Genomic DNA, 17,327 nt, shown 5'->3' on the forward strand with positions numbered 1-17,327 from the left:
CGATCCGCAAGGGGTTCCAAGGCAGTATCCGGGTGCTTCATGCCCCTGCCCTCTTTTCATCTTCCTGCCGCACATGCGCCCGCAGCGCCGCAAGAGTGAGCGCCAGCGCCGCGTGATTGCTCTCGGCTTCACCGAGGACATTTTCCTCCTCCTGGATCTCGCGCAGCTGCGCACCGTAGAGCGACTCGTCCGCTGTCTGGCGACCTCGCGCGAGGTGCCAAACCGCATCCGGCCGGACTTCCCGGCATAGATCGATGGCGTGATTGACGTCGTGCGTGAAGGGCCGCGCCATCAGGAAGCCGTGCTCTGACTTGATGCTGCTCGGCAGGTAGTCGTGAGGACCGTCGAAATCGTTGGGCTCGGCCGGCCGGAATTGCTTCAACAAGAACGCACAGGTGATGAAGGCGTCGATCCGGCTGTCGGGCATGTCAGTCTTTTCCAGGGTTTCGATAATATCCTCGATCGTCATGCAGTCTTCCTCTTCATTCATTCTTTGGCATGCCGCTTCTCTTCCCAATAGCGGCGGTGGCGTTCTCCTCCCGATCGCCATCTAGTGCATGAGATTGCCAAAGGTAGGCCTGCGGCTGCGGTTCTCCCGACATGACGCGGAATTGATGGGCGTCGCTCCACCGGCCAGCGATGACGTCGCCTGCAGCCTGGCCTTCTTCGGCGCCGTCGGAGCCGCCGAGAAAGAGGTTTTCCGACCCGCCGGCCGGCTCATGAAACCCTCCCAGAACGCTCGAACGTCAACCATGACGGCGAGGTCGGACCAAGGTCCGAGGGATATCCGACTGAGTACCTAAGGCAGGAACAGTGGGTCGAAACCGAAGTTTGTCAGGCAGCTATCCATCCATTCCGGATGCGACGGCAAGTTAGAAACAAACAGAGGAATACACCATGATGAAGGCAACACATCTGGCCTTGGCGGCCGCCCTTTTTGCAGGCACGGCTGTTTCCGGCTTCGCTCAATCGTCTAGCACCGTCGGCACAGGCGGTTCGTCGGCCGGCGGCGGAACTGCGAGCAGCACGATCGGTACTGGTGGCAGCTCTGCCGGGGGCGACTGCCCGGCTGGTTCGACCAACTGCAAATCCGGCACGTCCTCGACGGTCGGCACGGGCGGCTCATCGGCCGGTGGCGGCACTTCGAGCAGCACGGTCGGCACTGGCGGCTCTGCTGCGGGCTCGGGCTCCGGCTCGGGGTCTGCTTCGACGCTTGGCACCGGCGGTTCGTCGGCCGGCGGCGGCACCTCCAGCAGCTCGGTCGGTACCAGCGGCTCCGCTGCAGGTTCGGGCGACGCCAACTCGGCCTCCAGCGTCGGGACTGGCGCTTCGTCTGCGGACGGAGACAAGACCGGCAGCACTGTCGGCACCGGCGGCAGCGCCGCAGGAAGCTCTGACAACAAGGGCAAGAAGGGCTGTGCACCCGGACAGGTCAAGAAGGACGCCGCCGGCACAGAAGGCTGCTGACGATGTCGGCCGGCGCCTTGATGGCGTCGGCCAAGCCCTCGGAGATAAACCAATGGCAAATTTTTCCACAATCGCACTGGGCGCTTCACTCGCCCTGATCGCCGGGCAGGCAATGTCCGAGGAGATCAAGCTCGACGACGGAACGACATGCACCGTTGTCCAGTCTCAATCGTCGCAGGGGGACATGTCCACCACCGTGACGGCCGGCAACGGCCAGGTTTCGTCAACGACCACGACCGGCGGCGGATCGACCGGCACCTCTTCGTCATCCGCCTCCGCCGGCTCCTCGGCCGGATCGGGAAGCGTCGATAGCTATTCGACCGCGAGCATCACCCGGCCTGACGGCACCGTCATCACCAAACGGTCCGACGGAACCTGTTCGGTCACGAAACCCAAGAAGTAGGAGATGGCAATGAAACCTATCAACCTTATCGCGGCCGCCTCGATCGCGTTGCTCGCGTCGAGCTCGGGCGTTATTGCAGAGGAGTGCAATGCAGCCGGAACGGTCGGATCGGGCGGAAGCGCCTCGGCAGGAGGCACATCCGCAAGTTCGCTCGGAACAGCCGGCACCTGCCGGACCGACGACGGCACGACCTCTTCGATCGGATCGGGGGGAAGTGCAGCCACCACCGATGGAAAGGCGCAAAGCAAGACCCACGTCAACGACAATGGCGACAAGCTGAAAGCGCAGACCAAAGCCCAAGCTGTGGACAAAGGGACGTTCAGCAAGTCTCGTACAAAGACCAGCACCGACGGCAGCACGTTGGAAAGCACGACCCGCACGATGTCGCATGTCCCCGGCGAGAAGCCGGTCAAGAACACCACCAATCAGAAGATCATCCTGCCGGAACAATAGTTGGATGGGGCCCGCCCTTGGCACAAGGGAGAGCCCCACCCTTATCGCATTTTCCGGCGCTCGAGGTGCCTGCGCCGGTCATCCGCTCCACGCTCAACGCAGCTCAACTTTTCATCGAAATTGAAATATCAGCTGCAACCTGTTGTTTTTGCGCCGCTAAGCGGCATGGTGCTAAGAAAATAATTAAGCATATTCGGCTACTCTCACCTTCTGAATTAACGAGAGAGCCCTGTCATGGCATCGATCCAGCATAAGATCATCATTGCGAGCATCGCGATTTTCGCCTTGGCGGGTGGCGCCACGGGCGTCGGCATCTGGTCCGCGTCGATCCTCTCCGAAAACAACGCCGAGGTTGCCCGGTCGGCCCAAATCCTGCGCAACCACATGCAGGCTGACATGATGCATGACGCGCTGCGCTCGGATGCGCTCGCATCATTGCTGGCGTCCAATCCGGCAGCAGGCATAGACCCTGCCGCGGTGAAGGCCGATCTGGCGGAGCATGAGGCGTCGTTCCGCGAAATGCTTGACGCCAACAAGGCTCTTGCCGTCGACGACAAGACGAAAACGATCCTTGCCGGCGTCGAACGTCCCCTGCTTGCCTATATCGCAAGCGCCACTCACATCGTCGAACTTGCCGGTAAGGACCCTACGGCAGCTATGAAGGCATTGCCTGAGTTCATGGCGCAGTTCTCGACGCTGGAAGCGGCGATGGAACAGGCCGGCGATCAGATCACCGCTGCATCCGAGGAAATTTCCAATCGCAGCTCTGATATAAATGCGTCGGTCGATATTGTCCTGGAAGCCCTTTTGGCTTCGGCCGCGCTCTTCGCCTTTGGTCTCTATTTCCTCACCCGCAAGACCGTCACCAAGCCGATCCTTTCGCTTTCCGGCGATATGCAAAGGCTTGCCGGCGGCGACACGGCGATTGCCTGCACCGGGATCGGCCGCACCGATGAAATCGGGACGATGGCGTCGGCCGTCGAAGTCTTCCGCCAGGCGGCGATTGCCAACAAGCAACTCGAAAAAGATGCCGAGGCGGCTCGATTGCAGAGTGAAACCGAGCGGGTCACGGCGCGAAAGCAGGCTGACGAAGATGCCGCTGAACGGCTGCGGGCGGCGACATCCGGCCTCGCCGCAGGCCTGAAGAGGCTTGCATCCGGCGATCTCGCCTTCCAGATCGACGAGCCCTTCGCCCCGGATTTCGAGAACCTCCGGCATGATTTCAACATGTCGATCCGGCAGCTCGATCAGACGCTCAGCGCGATCACGGCCGCTATTGCCGCCATCGACGAAGGCACAAGGGAAATCGCATCCGGGGCCGGCGACCTGTCGAAACGAACCGAACAGCAGGCGGCCTCGCTCGAAGAAACCGCCGCAGCGCTCGATCAGATCACCGCCAATGTCTCGAACTCGAGCAAGCGGACCGACGAGGCGCGCACGGAAGCGACCGATGCAAACCGCAACGCCGCCAAGTCGTCCGAGGTCGTGTCGCATGCCGAAGAAGCCATGCGCCGCATCGAGGCCTCCTCCCAGCAGATCTCCAGCATTATCGGCGTGATCGACGAGATCGCCTTCCAGACCAATCTGCTGGCGCTGAACGCCGGAGTCGAAGCCGCGCGCGCCGGCGACGCGGGCAAGGGTTTTGCGGTGGTCGCCCAGGAAGTGCGCGAGCTGGCCCAGAGATCGGCTCAGGCGGCAAAGGAAATCAAAGGCCACATCCAGAAATCCTCGGTGGAAGTGGAAAGCGGCGTCAAACTGGTTCTCGACACCAGCCAGGTTCTGAAGGCGATCAGCGAACAGATTGCCCGCATCAATCAGCACATGGATGCCATCGCCGTATCGGCAAGAGAGCAGTCGACCGGCCTTGCCGAAGTCAACACCGCCGTCAATTCCATGGACCAGGTGACCCAGCAGAACGCGGCGATGGTGGAGCAATCCACCGCGGCATCCGGTCAGCTTGCCGAGGAAGCTGCCAAGCTGCGCGAACTCGTTTCCCGGTTCAAGCTGCGGGCGACAGCTTCGACGCCATCTGCAGCCGGACGCCGGGGCGGGCAGCTGGCGGCCTGACGGCTGCTATCTCATCGCCATGCTTCATTCCCAAGCCAAGCCGACACGACCGGTCCGGCAGCGACGCCGGAGCCGGTCGCTTGCCGCATCGCAGCCATGCTTGAGATCAGGTTGAGCTTTGGCCGGGCATCGTGTAAAGCCGCAGTATTCCCGGACAAGACCCAGACTTCCAGCCCAGACTTTCAGCAAGGCGTGAACATATGGACGGCTTCGAGCTCATCATCTTCGACTGCGACGGCGTTCTCGTCGATTCGGAAATCATCGCGGCTGAGGTCGAATCCGGGCTTCTGACCGAAGCCGGATATCCGATTAGCGCCGAGGAAATGGGCGAACGCTTCGCCGGAATGACGTGGCGCAACATCCTGCTGCAGATCGAGCGCGAGGCAAGCATCCCGTTTTCGGCCTCCCTGCTCGACAAGTCGGAGCATCTGCTCGACCTCAGATTGGCGCAGGACGTCCAGGCCATTCCGGGCGTCGAATTCGCCGTCTCCAGGCTGGCAATGAAGCGCTGCATCTGCTCGAATTCGAGCACCAAGCGGCTCGACATGATGCTGAGCAAGGTGGGGCTGAAGCCGCTGTTTGCGCCGAACATCTTTTCCGCCAAGGATCTTGGCCCCGACCGCGTCAAGCCGAAGCCCGACATCTTCCTGCATGGCGCAAGCCAGATGGGCGTTTCGCCTGACAAGGTCGTCGTGGTCGAGGATTCCGTCCACGGCGTACATGCGGCACGCGCCGCCGGCATGCGCGTCATCGGTTTTACCGGCGCCTCGCACAGCTATCCCGCCCATGCCGACAAATTGACGGATGCCGGCGCCGAAACGGCAATCTCCCGCATGAACGACCTGCCGGGCGTCGTTGCGGCCCTGGCGGCATGGGAAGGCGTTCTCTGAGGCGCCGGAGTGCTGATTCCGATACTAGGGGTTATGCAACTTTCACTATGCTCCGAGTCTATGGAGCCCACGGAATCGTCCTGATTCAACCCTGAATGCTCTGCCGGGTGAGCACGCCCTCTCCTTCCCTCATCCCTGTGCTCGTCACAGGGATCCAGTGCGCCTAAGTCCTTGGGCGCGAGAGAACGGCTTCATTGATGAGAGCTATTCACGGCGCAGACGCGCCGTGGCTGGATTCCTGTGACGAGCACAGGAATGAGGGAGGTGCAACCGAATCTCGGAAACAGTCGCTGGAGTAACTTAGCTGCTCTTCTTGGTCTTTGCCGGCTGGGTGTCGAAGCCGATATTGACGCGCACCAGGGCACCGGAGCCGACCGGCATCTTGATGCCGTCCTTACGGAAGATGACCTGGGTGCCCGGCGCGCCCGGCTGGATCTCGGTCGGGAATTTGGTGACCTCGGAATAGAGCACGGTCTCGCCATCGACGACGGAGATGCGGATCGGCAGCGTCAGCGGGCCTGGCGTACCGGCCGGGCCGGTGATGAGGCGCAGCTGGGCGACGACGGTCATCGTCAGGTTCGTGTCGTTCAGCGTGCACTGGCGGGTGTAATCGCCGAAGGAGGCCTGGTAGACGATCTGCTGCGGATCGTCCTTCTTGCCCTTGGCATAGGTGCGGAAGATCGCATCCTGGTCACGCATGAAGATCTGCGGGCAGGCGCCCTGCACAACGGGGGCGACCGTGCCCTGCGCTGTCGTGGCGGTGCCGATCGAAGGATTGTTCGAGGAGGGGTTGGTCGGCGCCAGCGGCATGATCTGGGCGGTGCCGTTCGGCTGGGTCGCCGGTGTCGCCGGCTTGCTGTCGCCACCGATGCCGAGCGAGTTGCAACCAGCGAGCAGGGCAAGAAAAGATGCGGAGACGATGAGACGCGAGACCTTGCCGAGCACCATATTCCATCCCTTGTATAAGCGCTTCTTGGAGGCCCCCTGTCTTTTCCGCGGGGCCTTTCACGACGGTTTGCGATGGTCTATATCAGCGGCGCAAACAAAAATCGATTGGGTAAGCGCCGTTTTGATGCACTTTTCGACGCCGGATGCGGGCAACTTCAAAAGCATACGAGCAAAGCCCTGCCCGCAGAGCGGCCCCTTTTCGGTTTCCGGCCCGATTTCCAGCCAAGACTTCCGGCAGAGCGGGCCATGGCCGCGCCCGGCCGGATTTCCTCCAGCGATAGATCAAGGATGATGAACGTGGACTATATCTCGACCCGCGGCGAGGCCCCTTCCCTCGGCTTTTGCGACGCCCTTTTGACGGGGCTGGCGCGCGACGGCGGGCTCTATGTTCCGCGCAAATGGCCGAGCTTTTCCAAGAAGGAGATCCGGGCGCTCAGGGGCAAGACCTATCAGGAGATCGCCTTCACCATCCTGTCGCCCTTCACCAATGGCGAGATCCCCGACGAGACTTTCCGGGCAATGATCGACGAGGCCTACGGCACCTTCCGCCACCCTGCGATCGCGCCGCTCGTCCAGACCGGGCCGAACAGCTTCGTCATGGAGCTCTTCCACGGCACGACACTCGCCTTCAAGGACGTGGCGATGCAACTGCTCGCCCGGCTGATGGACTATGCGCTGGAAAAGCGCGGCGAGCGGGCGACGATCGTCGGCGCCACCTCGGGCGACACCGGCGGGGCGGCGATCGACGCCTTCGCGGGGCGCGAGCGCACCGACATCTTCATCCTCTTCCCGCATGGCAAGGTCTCGCCGGTGCAGCAGCGGCAGATGACCACCTCGTCTTCGCCCAATGTGCATGCGCTTGCCGTCGAGGGTAATTTCGACGATTGCCAGAACCTCGTGAAGGCGATGTTCAACGACGTGGCCTTCCGCGACAAGGTCCGACTTTCCGGCGTCAACTCGATCAACTGGGCGCGCATCATGGCCCAGATCGTCTACTATTTCACGGCGGCGGTGGCGCTTGGCGGACCGGACCGGAAGATCTCGTTCACGGTGCCGACCGGCAATTTCGGCGATATCTTCGCCGGCTACTGCGCCAAGCGCATGGGCCTGCCGATCGACCGGCTGGTGATCGCCACCAACGAGAACGACATCCTGGCGCGGGCGCTGAAGACCGGCCGCTACGACATGAAGGCGGTCAAGGCGACGAGCTCGCCGTCGATGGACATCCAGATCTCGTCGAACTTCGAACGGCTGCTGTTCGAAGCCTATGACCGCGACGCCTCGAAGGTGCGCGCGGCGATGGAAAGCCTCAAGCAATCCAACGGCTTCGAGATTGGCGAGCAGGCGCTGAAGGCGATCCGCCGCGACTTCCGCGCCGGGCGCGCCAGCGAAAGCCAAGTCGCCGAGACGATCCGCAAGACCCATGCCGAGACCGGCTATCTGCTGGATCCGCATTCGGCGATCGGCGTCTTCGTCGCTGCCAAGAAAGAAAAGCCGAATACGCCGATGGTGACGCTTTCGACCGCGCATCCGGCGAAATTCCCCGTTGCCGTAAAATCCGCCTGCGGTATTGACCCGGCGCTTCCGACGTGGCTTGCTGATCTGATGCAAAGGGAGGAGCGTTTCCAGATCATCAAACCGGAGCTGAAAGCCGTTGAAACCTTTATCGGCAAGCACGCCCGCGGCGAGACGACAGCAGGCGCAGAAAGATAGCCAATGACAGTTGAGTGCACCCGGCTGAAATCCGGGCTGACAGTAGTCACAGAGACCATGCCGCATCTTGAAAGCGTTGCGCTCGGGGTCTGGATCAAATCGGGATCGCGTAACGAGACGGACAACGAGCACGGCATCGCTCACCTGCTCGAACACATGGCCTTCAAGGGCACGGCGCGCCGCACGGCCCGCCAGATTGCCGAGGAAATCGAGGATGTCGGCGGCGAAGTCAATGCCGCCACCTCGACCGAGACGACCTCCTATTATGCCCGCGTGCTCAAGGACTACGTGCCGCTCGCCGTCGATATCCTCGCCGACATCCTGACGGAATCGGCCTTCGAGGAAGAGGAGCTGGAGCGCGAAAAGCAGGTGATCCTGCAGGAGATCAACGCCGCCAACGACACGCCCGACGACGTGGTGTTCGACCGGTTCTCCGAGGTCGCCTATCGCGACCAGACGCTCGGCCGGGCGATCCTCGGCACGCCGGAGACCGTCGTCTCCTTCACGCCGCAGCAGATCCGTGGCTATCTCAGCCGCAACTACACGACCGACCGCATGTTCGTGGTCGCCACCGGCGCCGTCGAGCATGAAGAATTCCTGCGCATGGTCGAGGATCGGTTCGCCAGCCTGCCGACGGCCCCTTCCGCGCCGCCCGTCATGGACGCGGCGCGTTACATCGGCGGCAGCGTGCGCGAACCGCGCGACCTGATGGATGCGCAGATCCTGCTCGGCTTCGAGGGCAAGCCTTACCACGCCCGCGATTTCTATTGCTCGCAGATCCTCGCCAATATCCTCGGCGGCGGCATGTCGTCCAGGCTGTTCCAGGAGGTGCGCGAATTCCGCGGCCTCTGTTATTCCGTCTATGCCTTCCACTGGGGCTTTTCCGACACCGGCATCTTCGGCATTCATGCCGCAACCGGCGGCGAAAACCTGCCGGAGCTGGTGCCCGTCATCATCGACGAGCTGCACAAATCCGCCGATGCGATCCACCAGAACGAGATCGAGCGCGCCCGCGCCCAGATCCGCGCCCAGCTGTTGATGGGTGCGGAAAGCCCGGCCGCCCGCGCCGGCCAGATCGCCAGGCAGATGATGCTCTACGGCCGGCCGATCTCCAATCCGGAGATGATGGAGCGGCTGGAAGGCATCACCATCGAGCGGCTGACCGACCTTGCCGGACGCCTGTTCTATGACACGGTGCCGACGCTTTCGGCGATCGGTCCACTGGAACAGCTCGCGCCGATGGAAGACATCACTGCTTCGCTTTCGGTCCCGGCGTCGAAGACGCTGCAGGCAAGCCGCTGAGCCGACGTCCGTCCTGCCGGGAGTGATCGATGCCAAAATCGGTTTTTCGGTTCCTGCAGCGGCAGCCGGAAGCGGTGCAGCTGGAGAACGACAGATATCTCCTGCGCCTGCCGCGCTACCAGGATTTCAACCAGTGGCACCGGCTGCGCGCCGACAGCCGCAAGTTCCTGGAACCCTGGGAGCCGACCTGGCGACGCGACGAGCTGACGGAGGGCGCCTACCGCGCCCGCGTCGTCCGCGGCAAGCAGGAATATGCCTCGGGCCAGGCGGTGCCGCTGTTCATTTTCCTGAAAGACGACATGACGCTCGTCGGCGGCGTCACCATCGGCTACATCAGAAGAGGTGCGGCACAAAGCTGCATGATCGGCTACTGGATGGGCGAACGCCATGCCGGCCAGGGGCATATGTTCGCCGCCCTTCAATTGGTTATTCCTTACATCTTCGCCGGGCTTGAGTTGCACCGTATCGAAGCAGCCTGTATTCCAGATAACGCGCGCAGCATCCGTCTGCTTGAAAAAGCCGGGTTTCAACAGGAAGGTTATCTGCGCGGATATTTGAAGATCAACGGTCAGTGGCACGATCATGTGATGTTTTCACGTCTCGCCACCGATACGGATAAAGGCAGGAAAACCGACAGCCGATGACAAGAGACCGCATGCTGCCCAAGTCACCGTCCGGACGAGTGATCGCGGTGATCGCAGCCCTTTTCCTGGCGGCCTTCGCCTTCGTGGCGGGCGTTGCCCAGGCGGCCGAACCGGTAAAAATTTCCCGTGACGATACCGCGCTCGATCTGACGGCAACGACCGAGATCTACGCCAACCAGGGCGAGGCCTTCCAGGTTTCGACGGCGGCCGGCGCCGACGGCATCCGCCGCCGCATCGAGGTCAGGGCAAGCTCGGAAAACCATCAGGGCGACTGGGCGGTGTTTGCGCTCGCCAACGTCTCCGAAGAGCAGCTCGAACGCGTCATCGTCGCCCCGCATTTCCGTCTGGTCAATTCCAAGCTCTTTTGGCCGGATCTCGGCTCGCAGCGCATCAGCGCAATTACGCCGAGCGAAGGCTTCGCGCTCGATCGGCAGCCGAGCGACGAGGCCGACGTCTTCCGCATCACGCTGAACCCCGGCGCCGTCATCACCTTCGTTGCCGAACTGTCGACGCCGGAACTGCCGCAGATCTATCTCTGGGAACCAAACGCCTACAAGGATACGATCAACGCCTTCACGCTCTATCGCGGCATCGTGCTCGGCATTGCCGGCCTGCTCGCCGTGTTCCTGACCATCCTTTTCGTCGTCAAGGGCACCTCGATGCTGCCGGCGACGGCGGCACTCGCCTGGGCGGTGCTCGGCTATATCTGCGTCGATTTCGGTTTTCTCGGCAAGCTGATCAGCGTCGCCTCGGCCGACCAGCGAATATGGCGCGCCTGCGCCGAGGTGGCGCTGGCGTCGAGTTTCGTCATCTTCCTCTTCACCTATCTCAACCTCAACCGCTGGCATGCGCATCTCGGCTACGCCACGCTTGCCTGGGTGCTCGGCCTTGCCCTGCTCTTCGGCGTGGCGATCTACGACCCGTCGATCGCCGCCGGCATCGCCAGGCTTTCCTTCGCGCTGACGGCGACGATGGGGCTGATTTTGATCATCTATCTCGGCTTCAACCGCTACGACCGCGCTATCCTTTTGGTGCCGGCCTGGGCGCTGATCCTGGTCTGGCTGTTCGGGGCGTGGCTGACGGTCACCGGACGGCTCGACAACGACATCATCCAGCCGGCGCTCGGCGGTGGCCTCGTGCTCATCGTGCTGTTGATCGGCTTCACCGTCATGCAGCACGCTTTTGCAGGCGGCGCCTACCAGCAGGGGCTGTTTTCCGATCTCGAGCGGCAATCGCTGGCGCTGACAGGCTCCGGCGACATGGTGTGGGATTGGGACGTGGCGCGCGACCGCGTCGTCACCATTCCCGACGTGTCGATCAAGCTCGGCCTGTCGCCGGGCGCCATGCATGGCGCGGCGCGCAACTGGCTGCCGCGGCTGCATCCCGACGACCGCGACCGCTTCCGCGCCACACTTGACGTTTTGCTCGAACACCGGCGCGGGCGGCTGAACCACGAGTTCCGCATCCGCGCCGAGGACGGGCATTTCCACTGGCTGTTGATCCGCGCCCGGCCGGTGCTCGGCTCGAACGGCGAGATCATCCGCTGCGTCGGCACGATCGTCGACGTGACCGAGCAGAAGAATTCCGTCGAGCGGCTGCTGCACGATGCGCTGCACGACAATCTGACCGGCCTGCCGAACCGGCAGGTCTTCCTCGACCGGCTGCAGTCGGTGCTGGCACTGGCGCCGGGTGGCGATACGCTGCGCCCGACGGTGATGGTGATCGACATCGACCGCTACAAGCTGGTCAATGATTCGCTCGGTGTTGCCGCCGGCGACAACATCCTGATTGCGCTGACGCGGCGGCTGCGCCGGCTGTTGAAACCGCAGGACACGCTGGCGCGGCTTGCAGGCGACCAGTTCGGCCTCATCCTGGTTTCCGAGCACAATCCGGCCAAGGTCGCCGATTTTGCCGATGCGATCAGCAAGGCGATCATGGTGCCGATCAACTTCGCCAATCGCGAGATCATCCTGACGGCCTCGGTCGGGCTTGCCTCCTGGGTCGACCGGCAGGAGAGCGCCACCGGCCTGCTCAGCGATGCGGAGCTTGCGATGTACCGGGCAAAACGGGCCGGCGGCAACCGCGTCGAGCCGTTCCAACCGGCCTTCCGCGACTTCGGCACCGACCGGCTGCAGCTCGAAACGGATCTGCGCCGCGCCATCGAGCGCAAGGAATTGTCGATGGTCTACCAGCCGATCGCAAGGCTTGAAGATGTCGAGGTCGCCGGTTTCGAGGCGCTGATGCGCTGGGAACATCCCAAACGCGGCAATATCCCGCCCTCCGAATTCATCCCGATCGCCGAGGCCTCCGATATCATCGGCGCGCTCGGCATGTTCGCGCTGGAACAGGCGACCAACGATCTGATGAGCTGGCAGCACCAGACCGGCGAATTGCCGATCTTCGTCTCGATCAACCTGTCGAGCGTGCAGTTGCTCAACAACGAGCTCTATGACGACGTGCGTTCGGTTCTTGCCAAGACGCATTGCCAGCCCTCGCGTCTCAAGCTCGAACTGACGGAATCCATGGTGATGGAAAATCCGGAACAGGCCAGGCTCGTCTTACAGAAGCTGAAGGAAGCCGGCATCGGCCTGGCGCTCGACGATTTCGGCACCGGATATTCGTCGCTCGCCTATCTCACCCGCTTCCCCTTCGACACGATCAAGCTCGACAAGGCGCTGGTACGCGACAGCAGCGACAAGAAGGCGACCGTGCTCCGGTCGGTGATCGCGATGGCGCGCGAGCTTGATATGAAGGTGGTGGCGGAGGGGATCGAATCCAACGAGGATGCGATCGAGCTTGCCAAGATGGGCTGCAACTACGGCCAGAGCTACCTTTTCGGCCCGCCGATCCCTTCGGAATCGGTGCTGCGGTTGCTGCGGGACCGGTTTCCGCTGACGAAACGGGCGTGAGGAGCAACTGGTCCCAGGGTTTTCCCGGCATTAGGTGGAAATGCCACCAAACGTCGCCGTCGGCCCATTGCGGACCACTGCCTCCCTTCCTTTGACTGAGCTAAATCCTTACGTTGGATGAGCAAGTCCAGAAGAAAGATGCCCACTATGGACGTTCAGGAAATAGACCACGTTCACGTCGAAGTTCGAGATCGGGATGCTGCGGCCGCTTGGTACCAACGCATATTAGGCCTTATGCGAGATGAGAGGTTTGCAAGCTGGGCAGACGATCCAATGGGGCCGCTGATTCTGGCCACGGCGGCCGGGAAGCCTGTGCTTTCTCTTTTTGCGCGAGAGCTCAAGCCTGTATCCAGAGATTCGACAGTTGCGTTCCGCGTTTCCGGAGAACAATTCTTGAGCTTTTTGGAAGAGCTTCCAGAGCTCGGATTGGCGCATCGTTCAGGAACACACCTCTCAAATAAAGATATCGTGGATCATGGCCTTTCATGGTCGATTTATTTTGTTGATCCAGATGAGAACCGGATCGAAATAACGACCTACGACTATGAGCACGTTGCAACAAAAACGTAGATTGATGGCCGCTTATGGCGGATTCCGGCCGCCTTCAGCCCCGAAGCCGTCATCGAAGTCTAGTGACGCATGATCTCGGAGACGAATACCTTCTGTAGAAATGGGCGGCACACTTTGAGATTCTTCGCGCGGGATTCGGTGCCCGCACTCGAAGACCCTGACATCAACAGGAACGCCAGCGTCGGACAGGGCAGTGGGCATGTTGCAGGCCTGACGCGAGTCGCTACCGCCGATCCCTTCGGAATCGGTGCTGCGGCTGCTGCGCGACCGGTTTCCGCTGACGAAACGCGCCTGAGCAGAACGGCTGGTCTCGTCGGTTTTCCGCTAGCAACCAAAGGCCGTCTTCGGCCCGAGGCGGACACCTGTTCGTTGTTGAGGGGTGCGGCTGCTATGCGGCCCTAAGCGGAAGCTTCACGACAGGTGAATTTCTTCCCCGTGTATAATGGACGGGTTCGTCGAAAATACAGGCGCTAATATGATCGTATTCGGTGCTCTTTTCGATATTGAACGGCTTCAATTTAAGGCTGGTCTGTCAACAAGCGCGTTTTGCTGTACCCGACCTGCTCAGATCGGGTACACCGTTTCGACGGAACCTTAGACCTGCCGCAAGCCGCCGTCGACGCACAGTTCGGCACCGGCGATGTAGCTCGCGTCATCGCTCAACAAGAACAAGGCGGCCGCAGCCACTTCTGAAGGCCTCGCCATTCGTCCCATCGGGATCGGAGCGACAAGTGCCGCGCGAGTGTCTTCGGCAACCGCAGCCATCATTTCCGTATCGGTTGGACCGGGCGCAACAACGTTGACGCGTATACCTTTGGGCGCGAGTTCTGCCGTCCAGGTTCGAGCATAGGAACGGACGGCCGCTTTGGTGGCGGCATAGGTGCCGTACGAAGAGTAGCCCGCGTTATCGGCGATGGATCCGACGAGGACGACCGCCCCACCTCCTGTCATCACCGGGAGAGCCGCCTGCAGGCCGAAAACCATCCCGCGGACGTTGACGCCGAAGTGGCGGTCGAAGTGGTCTGGCGTTATTTCGGCGATCTGCGCAGGCTCGGAGAGGCCAGCATTTAATACGAGCGCGTCAATACGCCCGCATGCTTTTCGCACTTTTTCGACAGCCTCCACCATATCTTCGGGGGCACCGGCATCGGCGGCAATGCCGACCGCGTCATTGCCGATACCCTTGGCCGCCTTCTCGGCATCTTCACTTCTACGACTGGTGATGAAGACCTTCGCCCCTTCGGCAGAAAGCCGCTCTGCAATTGCCAAACCGATTCCCTTGGCGCCGCCGACGACCAGGGCAATCTTGTTACTCATTCGAGCCATCGTAAACCCTTTCAATTGATGGTCTCGCTATGATATACATCATATATCTGGTATCAATTACGCACCTGAAGTAGCTTAGATATGGACGAGTATACTGATCTGGAGGCACTTTCTCATCGCGCGTTTGGCGACATGGCGCAGGTTCGCCCGGTGCTCGACAAGATCGCTGACAAATGGACGATCCTGATACTGACAGTGATCTGTCCCAAACCCTCGCGATTCAACGAAATCAAGCGGCGTCTCGATGGGATCACGCACAAGGCTCTGGCCGACGCTTTGAAGAGGCTTGAGCGGAACGGCCTTGTGACGAGAACCGTACTCCCAACGCAGCCGATTGGCGTGGAATATGCAATTACTCCACTAGGCCATTCACTGCGGGAGCCGTTTGAAGCACTGTGTTCATGGGCAGCGGCCAACGGCGACAAGGTTGAGGCGGCCACGCTACGCTATGACAACACCGAAAATCGTCGCTGAAAATGTCGCTATGTCCGCTTCCGGCGGATACTGTTGAAAAATACCACTGACGTTGGCAAGACCACTCTCCGCCGTGATCGTCGAGGATAGTTTTCCGGGTCTTCCGAGCTACCTGAAACCGATTGCGATAGAGTGTCAGCGGCGCGCCTACGCGCAATGCGCGAGCTTGACATGAAGGTGGTGGCCGAGGGGATCGAATCCAGCGAGGATGCGATCGAACTCGCCAAGATGGGCTGCAACTACGGCCAGAGCTACCTTTTCGGCCCACCGATCCCTTCGGAATCGGTGCTGCGGTTGCTGCGGGACCGCTTTGCGCTGACGAAACGGGCTTGAGCGGAGCCGCCGACCTCATCGGTCGTCAGGTGAGTTGAGCGAGGATATCGTCGACGACACTTGGGACAGTACCCGTCGTATCGATATTGATGCCGATGGGAAGATATTCCCGGGTATGATGGTAGCGGAGCACCAGCGCCCGCTCGGCTGGCTCGAAGCCCGGCTCATTTGGCCGCCCATCCAATCGTCGGTTCAAGGTCTCGACGTCTATGTCGAGCACGAAAACCTTATCGAAAAGGTCCAGGAATTTGTGGAAATTGCGCGAGCCGCCACAGAAGAAAGTGGCAGGATGGGTGGTGTCGGCAGCAATAGCGCGGACCTTGTCGACACGCCAGATCCAGTGGGCGTATCCCCAAACGATGCGGTCCGCGCCTTCGGGTGGTCCTGCGAGCTCCTGGCCCGTCTCGGGGTCGCCGACATAGGCCAACACCCGATCACCATGGACGACATGGTAGCCCCGCCGCTCCAGTTCGGTAGCGACAGACGTTTTCCCAGTGCCGGAACCGCCTTCGATCAGATAGTTCTTGATTCCCATAGGCGCCGCTTATCATGGACTTCGATCTGGTGAAAAGACACTCTACCTGGGAACGCTTCGCCAAAGAATTGACGGCCCCTCTCACTGCTCACGTACGTTTTCCACGCGGCCAATCCTTGGCCGAAGGGGGTGGATATTGAGGATGCGCTGGAACTAGCGGAGCCATTCCCGCAAGTTCTATGTGCGGTCACGCCCGACTCGCCCGAACGCTCAGCCACCGATCATGGGGCTTTCCGACGCACCGACGTACCTCGCTGACGATCCAGCCGGCGTCTGTGAGTGCGGAGAGCAGGGCAGACTCGCGCCAGTACGTCTCGACGTAGCGCCGGGGCGCTGCGGCACTGCCGTGGGTGGAGACATCCTCGCCTTCGCCCTCTCTAACCGAGGCGTGCAATCGGCCACCGGTTCGGGTCGCCTCGGCAAGCCGTCCAAGCACCGTGCCGAAATCCTCGCGCGCGACATGAATCAGGCAGGCACAGGCCCAGATCCCGTCGTATGGCGTGCCGGGACGCTGCGGGTCGGCCAAGTCATCGGTCAGCGGGTCCAACAGGTCGGCTTCGAAGCCACTTTCGCGAAGCAGTTCGACGAAACCCTTTGCAATGTCGGTGCGCCGGACGCTCATTCCGCGCTTCTCAAGCTCAAGTGCATCTCGCCCACCACCGCTTCCGATCTCCAGCACCCTGCCCGAGCCGCCCAGCTCGGTCACGAACACATCGATCTCTGTTGCGACCCATTCGGGCATCGCCGCGGCCTCGGCAGCGTACTCCGCCGCGACCCTATCATAGGACCGCACGGTATCCAGGTGGGTGCTCATCCTATCGCTCCTCCTTCAAGACAAGAGGCCTGATGAACAAGAGACCCATCAGCCCGTTGCGCCCTTCACACTTCGGCAGTTGGTGACATCGCGGGCGATTTGCTTCCCAGCTTTAGCAGAAATGCGGTCGGAGACACCACCGACCGAACCAATGCTCCCGGACGGCAATGCTCCCCGTTGTCGGCCATAGAGGCAATTGTTGCCGCTCCCCGAAAGCGGCCATAGCATTGGTTTGACGAGACGACATCTGTGCGCCATGTGTGGACGTCGGCTCTCGTCGCTTAATCGACTTGGGACGAGGGCGATCAAGAACGAGCACATGGTTCCAGTTCAGCACATGGCTCGAGTTCATCGTCGACGGGCGAAAGCAGCTTTTTCTTGCTAAGCTGAGGTAGTCCGGACAACGCGGAGTAGCGGTACTGTGCCTTGGCCGTTGGATGGACCACAGCCCCAAGCTGTCATCAACAACACTTGAACGT

At 61.5% G+C, this 17,327-nt stretch carries 17 protein-coding genes; 12 read left to right on the forward strand and 5 right to left on the reverse strand.

Going from position 1 to position 17,327, the window contains the following annotated elements:
- Positions 1-37 precede the first annotated feature (37 nt).
- A complete protein-coding gene (locus OIU37_RS14035) occupies positions 38-469 on the reverse strand; it encodes a hypothetical protein (RefSeq protein ID WP_264257771.1) in 432 nt (143 codons plus the stop codon).
- Between the two features lie 428 nt (positions 470-897).
- Here OIU37_RS14035 and OIU37_RS14040 point away from each other — a divergent pair, with 428 nt between their 5' ends.
- From OIU37_RS14040 to OIU37_RS14060, 5 genes are all read left to right on the forward strand, one after another.
- Complete coding sequence (locus OIU37_RS14040) at positions 898-1,467, forward strand: hypothetical protein (protein WP_264257772.1); 570 nt, start codon at positions 898-900, stop codon at positions 1,465-1,467.
- Between the two features lie 52 nt (positions 1,468-1,519).
- Entirely contained in the window at positions 1,520-1,870 is a 351-nt protein-coding gene (locus OIU37_RS14045) for a hypothetical protein (RefSeq protein ID WP_264257773.1), read from the forward strand.
- Positions 1,871-1,879: 9 nt separating this feature from the next.
- Positions 1,880-2,323, forward strand: a complete 444-nt coding sequence (locus OIU37_RS14050) for a hypothetical protein (RefSeq protein ID WP_240602127.1) — start codon at positions 1,880-1,882, stop codon at positions 2,321-2,323.
- 234 nt (positions 2,324-2,557) lie between these two features.
- Positions 2,558-4,390, forward strand: coding sequence for a methyl-accepting chemotaxis protein (locus OIU37_RS14055; RefSeq protein ID WP_264257774.1), 1,833 nt, complete (start codon positions 2,558-2,560; stop codon positions 4,388-4,390).
- Positions 4,391-4,590: 200 nt separating this feature from the next.
- Complete coding sequence (locus OIU37_RS14060) at positions 4,591-5,280, forward strand: HAD family hydrolase (protein ID WP_180693613.1); 690 nt, start codon at positions 4,591-4,593, stop codon at positions 5,278-5,280.
- Between the two features lie 300 nt (positions 5,281-5,580).
- Here OIU37_RS14060 and OIU37_RS14065 read toward each other — a convergent pair whose 3' ends face one another.
- Positions 5,581-6,228, reverse strand: coding sequence for a hypothetical protein (locus OIU37_RS14065; RefSeq protein ID WP_264257775.1), 648 nt, complete (start codon positions 6,226-6,228; stop codon positions 5,581-5,583).
- A gap of 288 nt (positions 6,229-6,516) precedes the next feature.
- Here OIU37_RS14065 and thrC point away from each other — a divergent pair, with 288 nt between their 5' ends.
- The 5 genes from thrC to OIU37_RS14090 all read left to right on the forward strand — a co-directional run bounded on the left by thrC (position 6,517) and on the right by OIU37_RS14090 (position 13,366).
- Entirely contained in the window at positions 6,517-7,941 is a 1,425-nt protein-coding gene (gene thrC / locus OIU37_RS14070) for a threonine synthase (protein ID WP_180693615.1), read from the forward strand.
- A gap of 3 nt (positions 7,942-7,944) precedes the next feature.
- A complete protein-coding gene (locus OIU37_RS14075; RefSeq protein WP_077976511.1) occupies positions 7,945-9,243 on the forward strand; it encodes a pitrilysin family protein in 1,299 nt (432 codons plus the stop codon).
- Positions 9,244-9,272: 29 nt separating this feature from the next.
- Positions 9,273-9,887 (forward strand): GNAT family N-acetyltransferase, encoded by a 615-nt coding sequence (locus OIU37_RS14080; protein ID WP_027666709.1) that lies wholly within the window; start codon positions 9,273-9,275, stop codon positions 9,885-9,887.
- Positions 9,884-12,796, forward strand: coding sequence for a sensor domain-containing phosphodiesterase (locus tag OIU37_RS14085; RefSeq protein WP_264257776.1), 2,913 nt, complete (start codon positions 9,884-9,886; stop codon positions 12,794-12,796). Before OIU37_RS14080 ends, OIU37_RS14085 begins: the two co-directional genes overlap by 4 nt.
- Before the next feature lie 147 nt (positions 12,797-12,943).
- Complete coding sequence (locus OIU37_RS14090) at positions 12,944-13,366, forward strand: VOC family protein (RefSeq protein ID WP_264257777.1); 423 nt, start codon at positions 12,944-12,946, stop codon at positions 13,364-13,366.
- Between the two features lie 594 nt (positions 13,367-13,960).
- On the opposite strand, the gene OIU37_RS14095 is transcribed toward OIU37_RS14090, so the two are convergent.
- Positions 13,961-14,692, reverse strand: coding sequence for an SDR family NAD(P)-dependent oxidoreductase (locus tag OIU37_RS14095; protein ID WP_264258486.1), 732 nt, complete (start codon positions 14,690-14,692; stop codon positions 13,961-13,963).
- 81 nt (positions 14,693-14,773) lie between these two features.
- Here OIU37_RS14095 and OIU37_RS14100 point away from each other — a divergent pair, with 81 nt between their 5' ends.
- Both OIU37_RS14100 and OIU37_RS14105 read left to right on the forward strand, forming a co-directional pair.
- Positions 14,774-15,166: a helix-turn-helix domain-containing protein gene (locus OIU37_RS14100; protein ID WP_025393490.1), complete on the forward strand. Its 393-nt coding sequence runs from the start codon at positions 14,774-14,776 to the stop codon at positions 15,164-15,166.
- 132 nt (positions 15,167-15,298) lie between these two features.
- Positions 15,299-15,499, forward strand: coding sequence for an EAL domain-containing protein (locus OIU37_RS14105; protein WP_264257778.1), 201 nt, complete (start codon positions 15,299-15,301; stop codon positions 15,497-15,499).
- 25 nt (positions 15,500-15,524) lie between these two features.
- Here OIU37_RS14105 and OIU37_RS14110 read toward each other — a convergent pair whose 3' ends face one another.
- Positions 15,525-16,034 carry an AAA family ATPase gene (locus OIU37_RS14110; RefSeq protein WP_264257779.1) on the reverse strand — a complete coding sequence of 170 codons (510 nt, stop codon included), beginning with the start codon at positions 16,032-16,034 and terminating at the stop codon, positions 15,525-15,527.
- Positions 16,035-16,221: 187 nt separating this feature from the next.
- Entirely contained in the window at positions 16,222-16,848 is a 627-nt protein-coding gene (locus tag OIU37_RS14115; RefSeq protein WP_264257780.1) for a bifunctional 2-polyprenyl-6-hydroxyphenol methylase/3-demethylubiquinol 3-O-methyltransferase UbiG, read from the reverse strand.
- Positions 16,849-17,327 lie beyond the last annotated feature (479 nt).

This window comes from Rhizobium sp. BT-226, assembly GCF_025847085.2.
GTDB lineage: Bacteria > Pseudomonadota > Alphaproteobacteria > Rhizobiales > Rhizobiaceae > Rhizobium > Rhizobium sophorae.

Coding starts and splice junctions, on each gene's coding strand:
- OIU37_RS14035 (WP_264257771.1), bottom strand. CDS start 469: ATGACGATCGAGGATATTATCGAAACCCTGGAAAAGACTGACATGCCC.
- OIU37_RS14040 (WP_264257772.1), top strand. CDS start 898: ATGATGAAGGCAACACATCTGGCCTTGGCGGCCGCCCTTTTTGCAGGC.
- OIU37_RS14045 (WP_264257773.1), top strand. CDS start 1,520: ATGGCAAATTTTTCCACAATCGCACTGGGCGCTTCACTCGCCCTGATC.
- OIU37_RS14050 (WP_240602127.1), top strand. CDS start 1,880: ATGAAACCTATCAACCTTATCGCGGCCGCCTCGATCGCGTTGCTCGCG.
- OIU37_RS14055 (WP_264257774.1), top strand. CDS start 2,558: ATGGCATCGATCCAGCATAAGATCATCATTGCGAGCATCGCGATTTTC.
- OIU37_RS14060 (WP_180693613.1), top strand. CDS start 4,591: ATGGACGGCTTCGAGCTCATCATCTTCGACTGCGACGGCGTTCTCGTC.
- OIU37_RS14065 (WP_264257775.1), bottom strand. CDS start 6,228: ATGGTGCTCGGCAAGGTCTCGCGTCTCATCGTCTCCGCATCTTTTCTT.
- thrC (WP_180693615.1), top strand. CDS start 6,517: ATGATGAACGTGGACTATATCTCGACCCGCGGCGAGGCCCCTTCCCTC.
- OIU37_RS14075 (WP_077976511.1), top strand. CDS start 7,945: ATGACAGTTGAGTGCACCCGGCTGAAATCCGGGCTGACAGTAGTCACA.
- OIU37_RS14080 (WP_027666709.1), top strand. CDS start 9,273: ATGCCAAAATCGGTTTTTCGGTTCCTGCAGCGGCAGCCGGAAGCGGTG.
- OIU37_RS14085 (WP_264257776.1), top strand. CDS start 9,884: ATGACAAGAGACCGCATGCTGCCCAAGTCACCGTCCGGACGAGTGATC.
- OIU37_RS14090 (WP_264257777.1), top strand. CDS start 12,944: ATGGACGTTCAGGAAATAGACCACGTTCACGTCGAAGTTCGAGATCGG.
- OIU37_RS14095 (WP_264258486.1), bottom strand. CDS start 14,692: ATGGCTCGAATGAGTAACAAGATTGCCCTGGTCGTCGGCGGCGCCAAG.
- OIU37_RS14100 (WP_025393490.1), top strand. CDS start 14,774: ATGGACGAGTATACTGATCTGGAGGCACTTTCTCATCGCGCGTTTGGC.
- OIU37_RS14110 (WP_264257779.1), bottom strand. CDS start 16,034: ATGGGAATCAAGAACTATCTGATCGAAGGCGGTTCCGGCACTGGGAAA.
- OIU37_RS14115 (WP_264257780.1), bottom strand. CDS start 16,848: ATGAGCACCCACCTGGATACCGTGCGGTCCTATGATAGGGTCGCGGCG.